General features: G+C 71.5%; 18 protein-coding genes and 1 riboswitch. Of the genes, 3 read left to right on the top strand and 15 right to left on the bottom strand.

Going from position 1 to position 17,497, the window contains the following annotated elements:
* Positions 1-49: 49 nt before the first annotated feature.
* Positions 50-619, bottom strand: coding sequence for a hypothetical protein (locus ACZ303_RS29150; RefSeq protein ID WP_467343460.1), 570 nt, complete (start codon positions 617-619; stop codon positions 50-52).
* A gap of 350 nt (positions 620-969) precedes the next feature.
* Between ACZ303_RS29150 and ACZ303_RS29155 the strand changes: the two genes are divergently transcribed.
* Complete coding sequence (locus ACZ303_RS29155) at positions 970-2,175, top strand: saccharopine dehydrogenase family protein (protein WP_467343481.1); 1,206 nt, start codon at positions 970-972, stop codon at positions 2,173-2,175.
* A 45-nt stretch (positions 2,176-2,220) separates the two neighbouring features.
* Here ACZ303_RS29155 and ACZ303_RS29160 read toward each other — a convergent pair whose 3' ends face one another.
* From ACZ303_RS29160 to ribD, 11 genes are all read right to left on the bottom strand, one after another.
* On the bottom strand, positions 2,221-2,295 hold the full coding sequence (locus ACZ303_RS29160) for a hypothetical protein (RefSeq protein ID WP_467343482.1): 75 nt from the start codon (positions 2,293-2,295) through the stop codon (positions 2,221-2,223).
* 105 nt (positions 2,296-2,400) lie between these two features.
* Positions 2,401-3,489 carry a hemolysin family protein gene (locus tag ACZ303_RS29165; protein ID WP_467343461.1) on the bottom strand — a complete coding sequence of 363 codons (1,089 nt, stop codon included), beginning with the start codon at positions 3,487-3,489 and terminating at the stop codon, positions 2,401-2,403.
* Positions 3,486-4,823, bottom strand: a complete 1,338-nt coding sequence (locus ACZ303_RS29170) for a hemolysin family protein (protein ID WP_467343462.1) — start codon at positions 4,821-4,823, stop codon at positions 3,486-3,488. The genes ACZ303_RS29165 and ACZ303_RS29170 overlap by 4 nt, the downstream gene beginning before the upstream one ends.
* 196 nt (positions 4,824-5,019) lie before the next feature.
* Positions 5,020-5,472: a PH domain-containing protein gene (locus tag ACZ303_RS29175; protein ID WP_467343463.1), complete on the bottom strand. Its 453-nt coding sequence runs from the start codon at positions 5,470-5,472 to the stop codon at positions 5,020-5,022.
* A gap of 21 nt (positions 5,473-5,493) precedes the next feature.
* A complete protein-coding gene (gene hisG, locus ACZ303_RS29180) occupies positions 5,494-6,342 on the bottom strand; it encodes an ATP phosphoribosyltransferase (RefSeq protein ID WP_467343464.1) in 849 nt (282 codons plus the stop codon).
* A gap of 58 nt (positions 6,343-6,400) precedes the next feature.
* Positions 6,401-6,673: a phosphoribosyl-ATP diphosphatase gene (locus tag ACZ303_RS29185; protein WP_467343465.1), complete on the bottom strand. Its 273-nt coding sequence runs from the start codon at positions 6,671-6,673 to the stop codon at positions 6,401-6,403.
* 33 nt (positions 6,674-6,706) lie between these two features.
* Complete coding sequence (ribH, locus tag ACZ303_RS29190; RefSeq protein WP_467343466.1) at positions 6,707-7,192, bottom strand: 6,7-dimethyl-8-ribityllumazine synthase; 486 nt, start codon at positions 7,190-7,192, stop codon at positions 6,707-6,709.
* Positions 7,193-7,234: 42 nt separating this feature from the next.
* A complete protein-coding gene (locus ACZ303_RS29195; RefSeq protein WP_467343467.1) occupies positions 7,235-8,515 on the bottom strand; it encodes a bifunctional 3,4-dihydroxy-2-butanone-4-phosphate synthase/GTP cyclohydrolase II in 1,281 nt (426 codons plus the stop codon).
* Positions 8,512-9,174, bottom strand: coding sequence for a nicotinamide mononucleotide transporter family protein (locus tag ACZ303_RS29200; RefSeq protein WP_467343468.1), 663 nt, complete (start codon positions 9,172-9,174; stop codon positions 8,512-8,514). The genes ACZ303_RS29195 and ACZ303_RS29200 overlap by 4 nt, the downstream gene beginning before the upstream one ends.
* Entirely contained in the window at positions 9,171-9,791 is a 621-nt protein-coding gene (locus ACZ303_RS29205; protein WP_467343469.1) for a riboflavin synthase, read from the bottom strand. Before ACZ303_RS29205 ends, ACZ303_RS29200 begins: the two co-directional genes overlap by 4 nt.
* 2 nt (positions 9,792-9,793) lie before the next feature.
* On the bottom strand, positions 9,794-10,876 hold the full coding sequence (gene ribD, locus ACZ303_RS29210) for a bifunctional diaminohydroxyphosphoribosylaminopyrimidine deaminase/5-amino-6-(5-phosphoribosylamino)uracil reductase RibD (protein ID WP_467343483.1): 1,083 nt from the start codon (positions 10,874-10,876) through the stop codon (positions 9,794-9,796).
* 191 nt (positions 10,877-11,067) lie between these two features.
* Positions 11,068-11,198: riboswitch (FMN riboswitch) on the bottom strand.
* Between the two features lie 326 nt (positions 11,199-11,524).
* On the opposite strand from ribD, the gene ACZ303_RS29215 reads away from it, so the two are divergent.
* Positions 11,525-13,864, top strand: a complete 2,340-nt coding sequence (locus tag ACZ303_RS29215; protein ID WP_467343484.1) for a chitinase C-terminal domain-containing protein — start codon at positions 11,525-11,527, stop codon at positions 13,862-13,864.
* 61 nt (positions 13,865-13,925) lie between these two features.
* On the top strand, positions 13,926-15,080 hold the full coding sequence (locus ACZ303_RS29220; RefSeq protein WP_467343470.1) for an MFS transporter: 1,155 nt from the start codon (positions 13,926-13,928) through the stop codon (positions 15,078-15,080).
* 89 nt (positions 15,081-15,169) lie between these two features.
* Here the strand turns inward: ACZ303_RS29220 and ACZ303_RS29225 are convergent, their stop codons facing one another.
* The 3 genes from ACZ303_RS29225 to ACZ303_RS29235 all read right to left on the bottom strand — a co-directional run.
* Entirely contained in the window at positions 15,170-15,646 is a 477-nt protein-coding gene (locus ACZ303_RS29225) for a hypothetical protein (protein WP_467343471.1), read from the bottom strand.
* 838 nt (positions 15,647-16,484) lie between these two features.
* On the bottom strand, positions 16,485-16,916 hold the full coding sequence (locus ACZ303_RS29230; RefSeq protein WP_467343472.1) for a DUF6896 domain-containing protein: 432 nt from the start codon (positions 16,914-16,916) through the stop codon (positions 16,485-16,487).
* A partial coding sequence (locus ACZ303_RS29235; protein WP_467343473.1) for a polymorphic toxin-type HINT domain-containing protein occupies positions 16,913-17,497 on the bottom strand: 585 nt, incomplete at its 5' end. The genes ACZ303_RS29235 and ACZ303_RS29230, both read right to left, overlap by 4 nt.

Here is a 17,497-nt window from a genome sequence, read left to right on the forward strand (position 1 = left end):
CCGGGGAGCCTCCCGGCGGTGGCCGGGGGGAGTCCGAGGCCGAAGGGGCCTAGGACGATATCGCCCACTTCAATTGCGCCGGTGCCGATGCGGGGCTGTCCGTGTACTTCGAGGTGTAGGCGGGCGCCTTGCCGTAGTCGTCGCCGCCGCTCCCCAGATACCAGCCGTTGCCTTCGTTCTTGATGAGCTTGGTGGCGGCGTCGTAGGACCACTTCAACTGCGCGGGAGCGGATGCCGGGTCCCCGGTGTACTGGGTGGTGTAGGCGGGTGCCTTGTCGGAGGCCTTGTCCGAGGCTTTGTCGGATGCCTTGTCGGAGGAGGAATCGCCGCCGCTGCCGAGATACCAGCCCTTCGCCTCGTTCCTGATGAGTTTGGTGGCGGGGTCGTAGGACCACTTCAGGTTGCCGGGTGCCGACGCGGGCTCTCCCGTGTATTTGGCGGTGTACGCGGGGGCCTTGGCGGCGGTGTCACCGCCGCTGTCGAGGTACCACCCCGCCCCCTCGTTCTTGATCGGCGCCGGAGAGGGGGCGGCGGTGTGGCCCACGCCGGGGGACAAGGCCACCAGTGTGACGCCGGCGACGAGAATCGCGGACCGCCGGGCGAGCGGGGGCATGGGCATGGTCGTCCTGCCGTTTCTGCGCGTGGCTCCGAGGAGGCGAACGGTTCGCCTCAGGACCGCGCTGTCCGCGACCAGCATGGGTCGCCATCCGCCGCGCACCCACCGGAACCGGTCCCCACCACCGGTTCGTGCATGGGCATACGGCTCCGCCGGGTACGCGTCGGCGGCGCCGCGCGTTCGAAAGCGCCCGGCGTACGGTGAGCGGTGCGGCCGGTCGACACACGGGCCGGCGGCCGCGCCGTGCCCGTGCCGGCCGAGCGCGCGCAGAGTCGTCCCGCAGGCGGACGGACACGACGAGGGGACGCCCAGTGACCTCTACCCCAGCAGCCGGAGGCCCGGTGACCAGCTCCATGAACGGTTCGCCGAACAGGCAGGCCGGCCCGGAACGGCCTTACGACGTCGTGCTCTTCGGAGCGACGGGGTTCGTCGGGGAGCTCACGGCCGAGTATCTGCTGGCACACGCGCCGCGGGGATGCCGGTGGGCGCTCGCCGGGCGCAGCCGGGAGAAACTGGAGCTGCTGCGGGACCGGCTGGCGGCGCTCGACCCCGAACGCGCCGCCGAGCCGGCTCTGGTGACCGCGGACGCGGCCGATCCGGCCGCGATGCGCGCGCTGGCCGAGTCCACGCACGTCGTCGCCTCGACCGTCGGCCCCTATATCCGCTACGGCGCGGAACTGGTGGCCGCGTGCGCGGAAGCGGGCACCGATTACACGGACCTCACCGGCGAGCCGGAGTTCGTGGACCTGACGTACGTACGCCATGACGCGCGCGCTCGCGAGACGGGCGCGCGGATCGTGCACGCCTGCGGCTTCGACTCGGTGCCGCACGACCTCCTCGCGTACTTCACCGTCCTTCAACTGCCCGAGGGCGTGCCGCTGACGGTCGACGGATTCGTGCGCGCCTCGGGGATGATCTCCGGCGGCACCTTGGCCTCGGCCCTGACGATCGCGGCGCGGCAGTCCCAGGCGAGGGCCGCGGCCCGGGAGCGGAGCCGGTACGAGCCGCGGCCGGCCGGGCGCCGGGTCCGGGCCCCGCTGGGAGCGCCGCGGTTCAGCAAGGAGACGGGGACGTGGGCGCTCCCCCTGCCCACCCTCGACCTCCAGGTCGTACGCCGTTCGGCCGCCGCGCTGGAGCGGTACGGCCCCGATTTCCGCTACCGCCACTACGCGTCCGTGAAGTCGCTGCCCGTGGCCCTGGCGGCGCCGGTCGGCGCGGCCGCGGTGTTGGCCGCCGCGCAGGTGTCTCCCGTCCGGTCCTGGCTGACGGGTCGCTACGAGCCGGGGAGGGGGCCTGGACCGGAGCAGCGGGCGCGGGCCCGGTTCCAGGTGCGGAACGTGGGCGAAGGGGGCGGCCGGCGGGTCTTCACCGAGGTCTCCGGCGGCGACCCGGGGTACGGGGAGACGGCGAAGATGCTGGCCGAGGCGTCACTGTGTCTCGCCCTGGACGATCTGCCGCCGACCTCGGGGCAGGTCACGACGGCCACGGCCATGGGTGACGCGCTGATCGGGCGGCTGGGGGCCGCCGGTATCCCGTTCCGGGTCCGGCACGCCGACTGACGAGCCGCCGCCGTCCCGCCCGCGGCCGTCAGGCCGGGGGCGGGATCAGCACTGGGGCCGCTTGCCGTGGTTGGCCGCCTTGCGGCGGGCCCTCTTCTTACGGCGCCGCTTCGAGGACATGGCGTCTCCCTTTCCGTAGCTCCCATGGATTTTCACCCAATTTATACCGCTCTGGCGCGATCTGCTTGGTGAATCCCACGGGTCGCCGGCCCGGAAGGCCCCGGCCTACCCCGCCATCGCCTCCTCCCGGGGCGCCCGCGGATCGGCCACCCGCACGGGAGGAGCGACGCGGTGCGAGGGATCCCGCACCTCGCCCACCAGCTTCTCCAGGACGTCCTCCAGGGCGACGAGCCCGAGCACCCGCCCCGACCCGTCCGCGACCGCCGCCAGGTGCGCGGCGGCCCGCCGCATGACGGTCAGCGCGTCGTCCAGCGGCAACTCCGCCCGCAGGGTCTCCACCCGCCGCCACACGTGCTGCGGCACGGCCCGTTCCCGGTCCTCCAGGTCCAGGACGTCCTTCACGTGCAGGTAGCCCATGAAGACGCCGCCGGGCCCGGCCACCGGGAAACGGGAGTAGCCGGTCCGTACCGTCAGCTCCTCGATCTGCCGGGGGGTGACGGACGGGGCGACGGTCACCAGTGTGGCCGGGTCGAGGAGGACGTCCGTGACCGGGCGGCTGCCCAGTCCCAGCGCGTCCTCCAGGCGCTCCTGCTCCACGCGTTCGAGCAGCCCGGCCTGGCGGGAATCCGCCACCAGGCGGTTGAGCTGCTCGCTGGTGAAGACCGCCTCGACCTCGTCCTTGGGCTCGACGCGGAACAGCCGCAGCACGCCGTGCGCGCAGGCGCCCAGCAGCGCGGTGACCGGGCGGCACAGCCGGGCGAAGCCGACGAGCCCCGGGCCCAGCCACAGCGCCGCCCGGTCGGGCGCCGACATGGCCAGGTTCTTGGGCACCATCTCGCCGATGACCAGGTGCAGGAAGACCACCAGGGCCAGGGCGATGACATAGCCCAGCGGATGGATCAGCCCCTCGGGCAGCCCCGCCGAGTGGAAGAGCGGCTCCAGCAGCCCCGCCACCGTCGGCTCGGCGACCGCGCCGAGGGTCAGGGAGCAGATGGTGATGCCGAACTGGGCCGCCGCCATCATCTGCGGCAGGTTCTCCAGCCCGGTCAGGACGGTGCGGGCCCGGCCCGAGCCCGCCGCGGCCTTCGGTTCGATCTGGCTGCGGCGCACGGACACGAGCGCGAACTCGGCACCGACGAAGAAGCCGTTGGCGAGCACCAGCAGCAGGGCGAAGAGGAGTTGCAGCACGCTCATCGCTGCTCCCCCTTGCCCGCACCCGTACGGGCGAAACGCACCCGCTCGGCGCGGTGGTAGCCGACCCGGCGCACCGTCAGCCGCCAGCCGGGCAGCTCGGCGGTGTCCCCGGGGACGGGGATGCGGCCGAGCAGATCGGCGACCAGGCCGGCCACGGTCTCGTACGGGCCGTCCGGCGCCTCCAGTCCTATCCGGCGCAGCGCGTCGACCCGGCAACCACCGTCGGCCTCCCAGGCGGTGCGGCCGTCCTCACAGGAGACGGGGGCCAGTCCGGGCCGGTCGGCGTCCTCGCCGTCGTGCTCGTCACGGACCTCGCCGACGAGCTCCTCGACGATGTCCTCCAGCGTCACCACGCCGGCGGTGCCGCCGTACTCGTCGACGACCACGGCTATGGGCTGCTCGCTGCGCAGCTGCTCCAGCAGCGGCTGCACGGGCAGCGTCTCGGGGACGAGCATGGGGGCGACGGCGATCCGGCCGACGGTCGTGCGCAGCCGGTCGGGGCCGGGGACGGCCAGGGCGTCCTTGAGGTGGACCATGCCGACGATCTCGTCCAGCCGCTCGTGGTAGACGGGGAAGCGGGAGAGACCGGTGGCGCGGGTGAGGTTCAGGACGTCCTCGGCGGTCGCGGACGTCTGGAGCGCGCTGACCTTCACCCGGGGCGTCATCACGTGCTGGGCGGTGAGCCCGCCGAGCGAGAGGGTCCGTACGAACAGGTCGGCGGTGTCCTGCTCCAGGGCGCCGGCGCGGGCGGAGTGGCGGGCGAGGGAGACGAGCTCGCCGGGGGTGCGGGCGGAGGCCAGCTCCTCGGCGGGTTCGACGCCCATGGCCCGTACGAGCCGGTTGGCGACCGCGTTCAGCAGGGTGATCACGGGTCGGAAGAGGTGCGCGAAGGCGTGCTGGGGGCCGGCGACGAACCGCGCGACCTGGAGCGGCCGGGAGACCGCCCAGTTCTTGGGCACCAGTTCCCCGATGACCATCTGGACGGCGGAGGCGACCAGCATGCCGGTCACGACGGCGACGCCGGGCGCGGCGCCGGCGGGCAGGCCGGTGGCGGCCAGCGGTCCGGTGAGCAGACGGCCCAGGGCGGGCTCGGCGAGCATGCCGGTCACCAGGGAGGTGATGGTGATGCCCAGTTGTGTGCCCGAGAGCTGGAAGGAGAGCTCGCGCAGGGAGGCGACGACGGTGCGGGCGCGGCGGTCGCCGTCGGCCGCGGCCCGTTCGGCCTCCGGCTTCTCGACGGTCACCAGGCCGAACTCGGCGGCGACGAAGAAGCCGTTGGCGAGGATCAGGAGCAGGGCTGCCGCGAGCAGCAGCAGGGACACGGTGACACTCATGCCGTCGCCTCGCGATGGGCGGCGGCGCGGGTACTACAGGACGATCCGTCCATTGCCGGAGGGAGTCACTCCTCGGTTCGCAGGTGCCTCGCGGCGCCTCGCGGGATCGCGGGCGCCTCGGGTGCGGGGCGGGGCACGGCGTGTGCCCGTGGCACCAGAGTAATCAAGGAGGCGCCGCCCGGAGGCTGGCGGGACCTCAGGTCGTGGAGCGGCCCGTGCCGTGCGCCTCGACGAGCGCGCGCAGCGCGCGGGCGTCGGCGACGGCCTGCTGCTTGGCGACGCCGGGCTGGATGCCCATGGCGGGCAGGCTGGTGCCGTCGGCGAGGTCGAGGTGGACCCAGGCGTCACCGGCGCGCAGATTGACCCGCACGATCTGCGCCCACTCCAGCCGCCGGCTCGTGGCCAGGTTCACGACGGTCACGCCGTCCTCGGAGGCGACGACCTTGGGGCGGGCGAGCGTGGCGAGGGCGGCGAAGAACAGCAGGCCGGTGCCGATGAACGTGGCCCGGTCCCCCGCGGTCAGCGTCCCGAGCGTCAGGGACACCACCGTGAGCACCGCGAACAGGGCGGCGCCGAGGGTGAGCAGGACGATCCGGGTGCGGGTCGGCCGGAAGGTGACCGGCAGGCCGGGCGGGGGAACGGAGGTCACGTCGTTCGTTCTTTCGGTCCGTCAGAGGCGGCAGGCGTGGATGCCGGTGGTGAGGATGGCGCGCGCGCCCAGCTCGTAGAGCTCGTCCATGATCCGCTGGGCGTCCTTGGAGGGGACCATCGAGCGGACGGCGACCCAGCCCTCGTGGTGCAGCGGGGAGACGGTGGGCGACTCCAGGCCGGGGGTGAGAGCGACGGCGCGCTCGACGTGCTCGACCCGGATGTCGTAGTCCATCATCACGTAGCGCCGGGCGACGAGGACGCCCTGCATGCGGCGGAGGAACTGCTGGACCTTGGGGTCGTCGAGGGGGGCGCCGGCCCGGCGGATGACGACGGCCTCGGACTCCAGGATCGGCTCGCCGATGATCTCCAGGCCGGCGTTGCGCAGCGTGGTGCCGGTCTCGACGACATCCGCGATGATCTCGGCGACGCCGAGCTGGATGGCGGTCTCGACGGCCCCGTCGAGGTGGACGACGGAGGCGTCGACGCCGTTGTCCGCGAGGTGCTTGGTGACCAGGCCGGAGAAGGAGGTGGCGATGGTCATGCCGCCGAAGTCGCCGACGTCCTTCGCGGTGCCCGGCCGGGTGGCGTAGCGGAACGTCGACCCGGCGAAGCCGAGCTGCATGATCTCCTCGGCCCGGGAGCCGGAGTCGAGCAGCAGGTCGCGGCCGGTGATGCCGATGTCGAGCCGGCCGGAGCCCACGTAGACGGCGATGTCGCGCGGGCGCAGGAAGAAGAACTCGACGTCGTTGGCCGAGTCGACGAGGACCAGTTCCCTGCGGTCCTTGCGCTGGCGGTAGCCGGCCTCATGGAGCATCGCCGACGCAGGCTCGGAGAGAGAACCCTTGTTGGGAACGGCGATGCGCAGCATGAGGTCGGTTTCCTTTGTGCGTGAGTGTTCGTATGTGCCGGGAATTGCTGGTGCTGGTCTACAGGTGAGCGTAGACGTCGTCGAGGGAGATCCCCCGGGCGACCATCATCACCTGAACGTGGTACAGGAGCTGGGAGATCTCCTCGGCGGTGGCGTCGGCGCCCTCGTACTCGGCTGCCATCCACACCTCGGCGGCCTCCTCGACCACCTTCTTGCCGATGGCATGGACGCCCTTGCCCACCAGTTCGGCGGTGCGGGAGGTGGCGGGGTCGCCGGAGGCGGCCTTCTGCTGGAGCTCGGTGAACAGCTCCTCGAACGTCTTCTTGGACATGGTGGTCCTACCCTACGGGGTCCGCTCCCGCTGTCAGTGCCAGGGCTCGGACACCGATCGCAGGATCATGGCCGTGGCGACGGCGGCGGTGACCGCCTCATGGCCCTTGTCCTCGTTCGAGCCGTCGAGTCCGGCGCGGTCCAGGGCCTGCTCCTCGTCGTCGCACGTGAGGACGCCGAAGCCGACGGGTACGCCGGTGTCGACGGAGACCTGGGTGAGGCCCTGGGTCACGCCCTGGCACACGAAGTCGAAGTGCGGGGTGCCACCGCGGATGACGACGCCGAGGGCGACGATCGCGTCGTAGCCCCGCCCGGCGAGGACCTTGGCCACGACGGGCAGCTCCCAGCTGCCGGGGACGCGCAGCACGGTGGGCTCGTCGATGCCGATGTCGTGCAGGGCGCGCAGGGCGCCGTCGACGAGGCCGTCCATCACCTTCTCGTGCCACTGCGCGGCGATCACGGCCACTCGCAGGTCATGACAGTTCCGCACACTCAGCTCGGGGGCGCCCTTGCCGCTCACGTTTCTCCTCGGGTGGTATCGGGTGTTGTCGGTTTCGCGTGCTTACTGGTTGCCGCAGGCGGACACCGGGTCGGTGTCGAGCCACGGCAGGTCGTGTCCCATCCGGTCCCGCTTGGTGCGCAGATAGCGGAGGTTGTGCTCGCCCGCCTGGACGGGCATGGGCTCGCGGCCGGTGACCTTCAGGCCGTGCCGGGTGAGGGCGGCGGTCTTGTCGGGGTTGTTGGTCATCAGCCGCAGCGAGCGGACGCCGAGGTCGGCGAGGATCCGGGCGCCGGCGGCGTAGTCGCGGCCGTCGGCGGGCAGGCCGAGTTCGAGGTTGGCGTCGAGGGTGTCACGGCCGTCCTCCTGGAGCTCGTAGGCGCGCAGCTTGGGCAGCAGGCCGATGCCGCGGCCCTCGTGGCCGCGCAGGTAGAGGACGACGCCGCGGCCCTCGCCGGCGACCCGCTCCAGGGAGGCGTGCAGCTGGGGGCCGCAGTCGCAGCGCAGCGAGGCGAAGACGTCGCCGGTCAGGCACTCGGAGTGGACGCGCACCAGGACGTCCTCGCCGTCGCCGAGGTCGCCGGAGACCAGCGCGATGTGCTCGACGCCGTCGACGGTCGAGCGGTAGCCGTAGGCGCGGAAGTCGCCGAAGGCGGTGGGCAGCCGGGTCTCGGCCTCGCGGCGGACGGTGGGCTCGGCCGAGCGGCGGTAGGCGATCAGGTCCTCGATGGAGATGATCGCGAGGCCGTGCTTACGGGCGAAGGGCACCAGCTCGGGCAGGCGCAGCATCGCGCCGTCCTCGCCCGCGATCTCCACGATCGCGGCGGCGGGCCGCAGGCCGGCGAGGCGGGCGAGGTCGACGCCGGCCTCGGTGTGGCCGTTGCGTACGAGCACGCCGCCGGGCTTGGCGCGCAGCGGGAAGACGTGGCCGGGGCGGACGAAGTCGCCGGGGACGGTGGTGGGGTCGGCGAGCAGTCGGATGGTGGTGGCGCGGTCGGCGGCGGAGATGCCGGTGCCGGTGCCGTGCTCGCGGGTGGCGTCGACGGAGACGGTGAAGGCGGTGCGCATCGACTCGGTGTTGTGCTCGGCCATCTGCGGCAGGTCGAGCCGGGCGATGTCGGGCTCCTCCAGCGGCACGCAGATCAGCCCGCGGCACTCGCTCATCATGAAGGCCACCACCTCGGTGGTGATCTTCTCGGCGGCCACGACGAGGTCACCCTCGTTCTCGCGGTTCTCGTCGTCCACGACGACGACGGGTCGGCCGGCCGCGATGTCGGCGATGGCGCGCTCGACGGGGTCGAGGGTCAGGTCGTCGGTCTCGTACCAGCTCTGCAGGGCAGTCATGCCGCAATTCCTTCCAGTGCGGGCGGCTCGGCGCTCGTCACCGAGCGGGAGCGCAGCCACCAGTCGCGCATGCCCCACAGGACGAGGGCGAGGTAGATGACGTAGACGAGGCCGGAGAAGGCGAGGCCGCTGGTGAAGGCGAGCGGCACCCCGACGACGTCGACGAGCAGCCAGGCGAACCAGAACTCGATGAGGCCGCGGGCCTGGGCGACCATCGCGGCGAGGGTGCCGACGAAGATGTAGGCGTCCGGCCAGGGGTTCCAGGACAGCTGCGGTACGGCCGTGAACAGGGCGCCGACCACGAGGGTGCCGACCGCCGTGCCGGCCAGCAGGACGAGCCGCTCGCGCCAGGTGGCGAAGCGGACGGCGATGGAGCCGTCCTGGGCGTCCCGCCGGCCGCGCTGCCACTGCCGCCAGCCCCACATCGCGACGCCGATGACCAGGAGCTGCTTGCCCACGCCGCCGCTCAGGTGCGCGGAGGCGTAGGCGGCGATGAGGATCAGGCCGGAGAGGAACTGTGCGGGCCAGGTCCATATGGAGCGGCGCCAGCCGAGGGCGAGGGCGGCGAGGCCGACGGTGTTGCCGATCATGTCGGACCAGATGACGTGCTGGCCGAAGGCGGCGAACGCCTCGTCGTTGAGCCAGTTCAGCGCGCTCATGCGACCGGCTCCCCGGGGTTGCGGACCGCGCCGTCGGCCAGCAGCCGCTCGACGTACTTGGCCAGGACGTCGACCTCGAGGTTGACCGGGTCGCCGGGCTGCTTGATGCCGAGGGTGGTCAGCGCCAGCGTGGTGGGGATGAGGCTGACGGTGAAGAAGTCCTGGCCCGCCTCGACGACGGTGAGGCTGATGCCGTCGACGGTGATGGAGCCCTTGTCCACGACATAGCGGCGCAGCGCGGCGGGGAGCGAGATCTTCACGATCTCCCAGTGCTCGCCGGGGGTCCGCTCGACGATGGTGCCGGTGCCGTCGACGTGTCCCTGGACGATGTGGCCGCCGAGGCGCCCGCCGAGCGCCATGGGGCGTTCAAGGTTGACGCGGGAGCCGGGGACGAGCGCGCCGAGGCTGGAGCGCTTGAGGGACTCGGCCATCACATCGGCGGTGAACTCGCCGTCGGTGGTCTCGACGACCGTGAGGCAGACGCCGTTGACGGCGATCGAGTCGCCGTGCTTGGCGCCTTCGGTGACGAGGGGGCCGCGGAGCCGGAAGAGGGAAGAGTCGCCGAGGCTCTCGACGGCGACGACCTCACCCAGTTCTTCGACGATGCCGGTGAACACTGTCAGTTCTCCTCAGGGGCGGTGGCGGAAGCGGTGGGGGTGGCGGTGATCCGCAGATCGGGGCCGAGCCGGGCGACGTCGGTGACGTCCAGGCGCAGCGCCTGCGCGATGGTGCCGATGCCGGAGTCGCCGAGGGCGGTCGGCCCGGCGCCCAGCAGGGCGGGGGCCAGATAGCCCACGACCCGGTCGACGGCGCCGGCCGCGACGAAGGAGCCGGCGAGGGCGGGGCCGCCCTCCAGCAGGACGGAGCGGATCCCCCGCCCGTAGAGCTCGGTGAGCAGGGCGTGCACGTCGAGGCCGGAGTCGGCGTAGGGCAGGCGGGCGATGTCCGTGCCGGGCAGGTGACGGGTGTCGGCGTCCTCGCCGACGGCGATCAGCGTCGGTGCCGCGTCGTCGAGGACGCGGGCGTCGGGCTTGACGGTGGCGTGGGTGTCGACGACGACGCGCAGCGGCTGGGTGACGGGCCCGCGGCCGCGGACCGCGAGGTGCGGGTCGTCGGCGCACAGGGTGCCGGAGCCGACGACGACGGCATCGGCCTCGGCGCGCAGGCGGTGCACGTCGGCGCGGGAGTCGGCGGAGGTGATCCAGCGGCTGGTGCCGTCGGCGGCGGCGCTGCGGCCGTCGAGGGTGGCGGCGTACTTCCACAGCACGAAGGGGCGGCGGCGCAGGACCGAGGTGAGCCAGGCGGCGTTGCCGGCGGCGGCCTCGTCCGCGAGCAGCCCGCCCTCGGTGTCCACCCCGGCGGCGGCGAGGGTGGCCGCGCCGCCGGTGGCGGTGGGGGTGGGGTCGGCGACGGCGTAGACGACGCGGCGGATGCCGGCGGCGATCAGGGCCTGTGCGCAGGGGCCCGTGCGGCCGGTGTGGTTGCAGGGTTCGAGGGTGACGACGGCGGTGCCCCCGCGGGCGTCGTGGCCGACGTCCGCGGCGGCGTTCAGGGCCTCGACCTCGGCGTGCGGGCCGCCGGCGCGCCGGTGCCATCCCTCACCGATCACACGGCCTTCGGCGTCGAGGACGACGCAGCCGACGACGGGATTGGGGCTGGTGGAGCCGAGGGCGCGAGCGGCGAGCGCGATGGCGCGTCGCATCGCTTCTGCTTCGACGGTGCCCTCTTGGGTGGCCACCGGGTCCTCCTGCCTCTTCGGGCACGGACTCCGGGGCTGTCGTCACGGGACGACGAAGAGACGGGTACGCCATGGCAGGGTCACCGGTCGCCGGAAAAGAGGGCTCGCCCCCGAAGGGACGGGCCACCGGCGACGGTGGTGCCGTCGCGTGCCCGCCGCGCACTGCCTCCCATCCGGACTTTAACCGTCGGTCCAGGAATTTCACCTGGTCAACCGGCCGCTGGCTGCGGACGGGTCGCGGACTGTAACCGCCGGTTCGGACTTTCACCGACCCCGGAGTGCGCTGCGTAAGTAGTTCTCAGTTCATGCTACATGGCGTCTGACCTGCACGTTCCTTGAACAATGCCGATCCGACGCCTCCGAGCGTACGCCGAGGGGCGGCGCGGTGTCCACGGTGATGTGACGGACCACGCCCTTGCCGCGCAAGGGCACAGGGGCGTTTCCGGAGACCGCCTCCTCACTTGGTCCGGACTATTGACGCACTGGTCTAGTCCTCTTAACCTCTGCCACACCTCCGAGGAGTACGGCCCGCGGTACGCGCGAACCCGGGCCGCGGCACCACGCACCCCCCAACCGCTCGACGAGCCCCCCACCTGGAGGAACCCGATCGTGTTGCCCACCCACAGACCCCGCGCCCGACGCGGGACCACCCTCGCCGCCGCGGGGACCGCGCTGGCGGGACTGCTCTTCGGCACGCTCTCCGCGACCGTCTCGCACGCCGAGGACCAGTCCGCCTGCCGTCCCGACGGCCTGTACGCCACACCGGGCGTCGACGTCCCGTACTGCTCGGTCTACAACTCCGCCGGCCGCGAGAAGATGGGCGCCGACCACCAGCGCCGCGTCATCGGCTACTTCACGGGCTGGCGCACCGGCAAGGACGGCACCCCCGCCTACCTCGCCTCCGACATCCCCTGGGACAAGGTCACCCACCTCAACTACGCCTTCGCCCACGTCGGCCCCGACGACAGGATCTCCGTCGGCGCGGACGGCCCGGACAACCCCGCCACCGGAATGACCTGGCCGGGCGTCCAGGGCACCGACATGGACCCGGCCCTCCCCTACAAGGGCCACTTCAACCTGCTCACCACGTACAAGAAGAAGCACCCGCAGGTGAAGACGCTCATCTCCGTGGGCGGCTGGGCGGAGACCGGCGGATACCTCGACGAGAACGGCAAACGCGTCGACTCCGGCGGCTTCTACAAAACCGCCACGAACGCCGACGGCTCGGTCAACCAGGCCGGCATCGACACCTTCGCCGATTCGGCCGTCGCCTTCGTCAAGAAATACGGCTTCAACGGCGTCGACATCGACTACGAATACCCCACGTCGATGAAGGACGCCGGGAACCCCGAGGACTGGGCCCTCGCCAACGCCCGGCGCGGCGGCCTGAACAAGGGCTACGCGGCGCTGATGAAGACCCTGCGCGAAAAGCTGGACCGGGCCGGCGCCGCGGACGGCAGGCACTACCTCCTCTCCGTCGCCGCCCCCTCGTCGGCGTATCTGCTGCGCGGCATGGAGACGTACCGGACGACGAAATACCTGGACTACGTCAATGTGATGTCGTACGACCTGCACGGCGCCTGGAACGAGTTCGTGGGCCCGAACGCCGCGCTCCACGACGACGGAAAGGACGCCGAACTCGCCAAGTGGGGCGTCTACACCACCGCGCAGTACGGCGGCATCGGCTATCTCAACGGCGACTGGGCGTACCACTACTTCCGGGGCGCCCTGCCGGCCGGGCGGATCAACCTCGGCCTGCCGTACTACAGCCGCGGCTGGAAGAACGTCACCGGCGGCACCAACGGCCTGTGGGGCACGGCGAAGACGACCTCCTGTCCCGCCGGCTCCGGCCTGACCACGTGCGGTGACGGCGCGGTAGGCATCGACAACCTCTGGCACGACCAGGACGACAACGGCAAGGAGTCCCCGGCCGGCTCCAACCCCATGTGGCACGCCAAGAATCTGGAGAAGGGCGTCGTCGGGGACTACGCCGGAAAGTACGGCTTCCCGGCCGACACCAAGCTCAGCGGCTCCTACACCCGCAATTACGACGCCACGCTCACCGCCCCCTGGCTGTGGAACGCCGAGAAGAAGGTCTTCCTCTCCACCGAGGACGAGCAGTCGGTGAAGGCCAAGGCGCAGTACGTCGTCGACAAGGGACTCGGCGGCACCATGGTGTGGGAGCTCGCGGGCGACTACGGCTGGAACGCCACCAAGGGCCAGTACGACCCCGGCACCACCCTCACCACCGCGATGTACGAAGCGTTCAAGTCCGCACCCGCCTACGGTGCCCGGCGGGCGACCACGGAACTGCCCGCCCAGGCCCTCGACGTGGATGTGGACCTCACCGATTTCCCGCTCGGTGACAGCAATTACCCCATCAATCCGAAGCTCCGGATCACCAACAAGTCGAAGACCACCATCCCCGGTGGCGCGGAATTCCGCTTCGACTACGGCAATTCGGCCCCCGGCAACGCCAAGGACCAGTCGGGCTGGGGCCTGAAGGTCGTCCGCGCCGACCACACCGCCGGCAACAACATCGGCGGCCTCAAGGGTGACTACAACCGCGTGTCGGTGAAACTGCCGGCCTCGCAGCCGCTCGCGCCCGGCGCCACGGCCGTGATCGACTACGTCTACTACCTGCCCACGTCGACACCGTCGAACTGGAGCGTCGACTTCGGCGGCAGGTCGTACGCCCTCACCGCCGACCTGGCCCGCGGCACGACCGTGGTCGACCCGGGCGGCTCCACACCGACGCCGACGGGCACCCCGACCAGTACCCCCACCGGCGGCTCCTGCACGGCTCCGACATGGGACAAGGCGGGCGTCTACAACGGCGGCGCCACCGTCTCCTGGAAGTCCCGCTCCTGGAAGGCCAAGTGGTGGACCCAGGGCGACGAACCCGGCACCACGGGCGAATGGAGGGTGTGGCAGGACCTCGGCGGCTGCTGAGCGCGCGGGGGCCCGCGGCGGGGTCGACCCGCCCGGACCCCGTCGGGGAGGATGTCCGTCCATGACGACCGGCGAAGCGCCCGTGGACCGGCGCCCGCGCCGCGCGTGGGCCGCCCTGGCCGCCGCCTTCGCCGTGCACGGCGCGGTCGCCGGCGGCTTCGCCACCCGTATCCCCTGGATCGGAGGGCATCTGGACCTCAGCTCCGGGCAGCTGGGCATCGCGCTCGCCTTCCCCGCGATCGGCGCCGCGTGCGCGATGCCCCTGGCGGGCCGCATCACCCACCGCCTCGGCTCCCGGGCCGCGCTGCGCGGGCTGCTCGCCCTGTACTGCGCCTCCCTGGCGCTGCCCGCCCTCTCCCCCGGCCTGATCGCCCTTTGCGGCGCGCTGTTCCTCTACGGCGCGACCGCCGGCATGGCGGACGTGGCCATGAACGCGCTCGGCGTGGAGACCGAGGAGCGCCTGGGCCGGTCGATCATGTCGGGGCTGCACGGGACGTGGAGCGTGGGGACGCTCGTCGGCTCGGCGGCGGGCACGGTCGCCGCGCACGCCGGGCTCGACGCCCGCCTCCACCTGGGCGGCGCGGCCGCCGTGCTCGTCCTGCTCGCGGTGCTCGTCTGCCACTGGGCCCTGGACCTGCGTACTCCGCCCGATGAGCACCCTCCGCCGAGGTTCGCGTCGCCACCGCGCGCGGCACTCGTCATCGGCGCGGTCGGCTTCTGCGCGGTGTTCGCCGAGGCCGCGAGCCTGGACTGGTCCGCCGTCTATCTCCGCAACGTCATCGGCTCCGACCCCGGCGTCGCGGCCGCCGCGACCACGGCGTTCTCGTGCGCCATGGCGGCGGCCCGGTTCGCGGGCGACCCGGCGATCGGCCGGTTCGGGCCGGTACGGACCGTACGGGCCGGCGGCGTGGTGGCGGCCGCCGGCGGCCTGCTGGTGATCTCCTCGGCGGGCCCGCTGCCGGCCATCGCGGGCTTCGCCCTCCTGGGCACGGGCATCGCCGTCGTCGTCCCGTTGGCCTTCGCGGCGGCCGGACGCAGCGGCCCGGCGCCGAGCCAGGCCATCGCCGGCGTCGCGACGATCACCTACACCTCGGGGCTCGTCGCTCCGGCCGCCATCGGCCGGATCGCGGACGCCAGTTCGCTGACGGTGTCCTTCTGCGTGGTCACGGCGCTGGCGGCGGGGCTGGTGGCGGGGGCGGGCGTACTGCGCGACTGAACGCCGGTGCCCGGACAGCAGGATGGGCCGCACGGCGGACCCTCGGGGGTCCTCCGTACGGCCCGGATCACCTGGTGGTGGGATGCTGGCTAGAGGATGCCGAGCAGACCGCCGAGGCCGTGGCCGCCCCAGCCGCCGCCCCAGCCGCCGTGGTGGTGGCCGCAGCCGCCGTGGTGGCCGCCCCAGCCGCCCCAGCCGCCGTGGTGACCGCCCCAGCCCCAGTTGTCGTCACAGTCGTCGTGGTGACGGTTGCCCCAGCCGCCGTGGTGACCGCCGCCCCAGCCGCCGCAGTCGTCGTCGCAGTCGTCGTGGTGACGGTTGCCCCAGCCACCGCCCCAGCCGTCGTGGTGACCGCCCCAGCGGCCGTCGCAGTCGTCGTCGTCGCCATGACGGTGGTCACGGCCATGGTGGTGGTCACCGTGGTGGTCGCGGTCACGGCCGTGGTCGTGGTCCCACGCCTGGACGGAGGGCGTGGCTGGGGTGGCCGAGGCCACGCCGGACATCGGGATGATGGCAGCCGCGGCGATGACGGCGGCGGCCGCGGTGCGGCCGACGAGCTTACGCATATGTGTCTCCTGGTTGCAGGAATCGGACACGGGGACGCATACCGCGCCCAACCCGCGAAGTTGCCGCAGCCCACGGTCATACAGTCTTACGGGCCACCAATTGGGCCGATTGCAGCACGGAGGCCGCCCCTGAAGCCGGGAACGAGGAGGGGGCACGGCACCGGGTCGCTCGGCGGGTCAGGGGCCCCGGTGCCGAAGAGCGCCGCCCGCACGCGAGTTCGAGGTCGTGCGCATCACGCCCCTGCTCCAGCTTCAGCGGCTCACATACCTCCGCCATACAGAGGGCCAGGGCAGCGGGCAGGCGAACGGCCCGCGCCTCGCCGCTTCCGCAACCACCTCGACCGGGCTGACTCCACCGCACGCGTCGCCCTGGGCCCTGCCCTCATCGGTGTCACGGTCGCCGTACGCCCGCGTCCGACCGCCGAACGGCTGAGAGGCCCAGCAATCCAGGCGCCAGGCGCCTGAGCGGTCGGAACAGAAGATCTTTCGCCTGATAGTCCAGCCGTGATCCCCGACTCGCAGTGCATCAAAACGCGATTCTCGACTGGCCGAAAGGTCAAAGCCCTATCGATACCCTGAGAGTACAAATCCACTTCGACTTCGCGCTGATCTCGCACACCCGTCAGAAGCGACAGGAGCTGCTCCATGAAGGCAGACAAGTCATTGGGGCACGCCAGGGAGGTATCGAGAGCGGGTTCGGACGCAGATCGAATGGAACACGGAAAGGGTCCGCCAGTATCACTACTGGCGGACCCCGCGAACTTCACCGCTGGTGTCGCCTCACCGCCGGTTTTCAGCGACCGTGATCAACTCGCTCCGTTCGTCACCGGCGATCCTGTCAAGCTCTTGCGGCCCGATTTCTAAATGAGCTGAACCATCCCTTTTGAGGTTCACAGAGGACACCGGTTCGGATGAGCTCGTGACACTGGCGGAGGAGAGCGGATTCTTGCGGAACGGGGGTCACACCCGCACTCGCCGCGAACCTCTCCAGCCGCCAGATGTCAAACGCCTCCCAACCACCCGGCAGTAGGTCAATGTCGACCTCTATTCCATCCGGACCGGTCAAGTGGCATCCTCGCCCGTGAACGGAATAGACGAAGCCGTCGGCTGTCCGCGCCGTCCGTGCGAGCGCTCCGGAGCGAACACCCTGCAGCACGACGTCCAGCCTCTCGAACTCCGGAAACTCGCGAAGCAGTGCATTCCTGTTGTGATCAAGGATGCTCAGGAATCTCTCGACCACCGGTACGGCAGGATTCTCGACTGAACTCACCGTCCCCTACGCCCCCTTCGAGCCGCGGAAGGAAAGTCTCGGCCCACTTCGACCGCCGACCAGGTGACATGATCAGCGTCCCGGTAGCCGTAGGCCTTCACCTCTTCGAGTGAGATGGACCGATACTGGACATCGATGCCTGCCTTCTTGGCTGCAGCAACTCGATGGTGCCCGTTGATCACATACTTGCGGTTGTTCTGTTCGAAGACCTCGATGGGGTCACCCTGCCAACCGCCTTGACTCATACTGTCTGCGATCTTATCAACACGCTGGCGCGAGTCAGCTCCATCGAGCGACTCGGTCCGCTCCAGCGAATGAGGACTGGCAGTGCAGTTGTGGACGAGTACGGGCGTGTCCCCCGCCAGCACATGGTAGGTGTGGACGCCGCTGACGGTCAGGTCGTGGGTGCGTTGCTGTTCGACGAAGTGGCGGGTTGCCGTGAGTTGGACGGTTTCGCCGTTGGGGGTGCGCAGGTGGGCGCCTGGGCGGAGGTCGCCCGCGTCGACCCATCGCTTTTCGTCGGTCTCCCAGAACGGATGCGTGTCGGTGGCGATGATGCTCGCCGCGCCCCGGTCCGTCTC

The sequence above is a fragment of the Streptomyces sp. NPDC023527 genome, assembly GCF_055560115.1.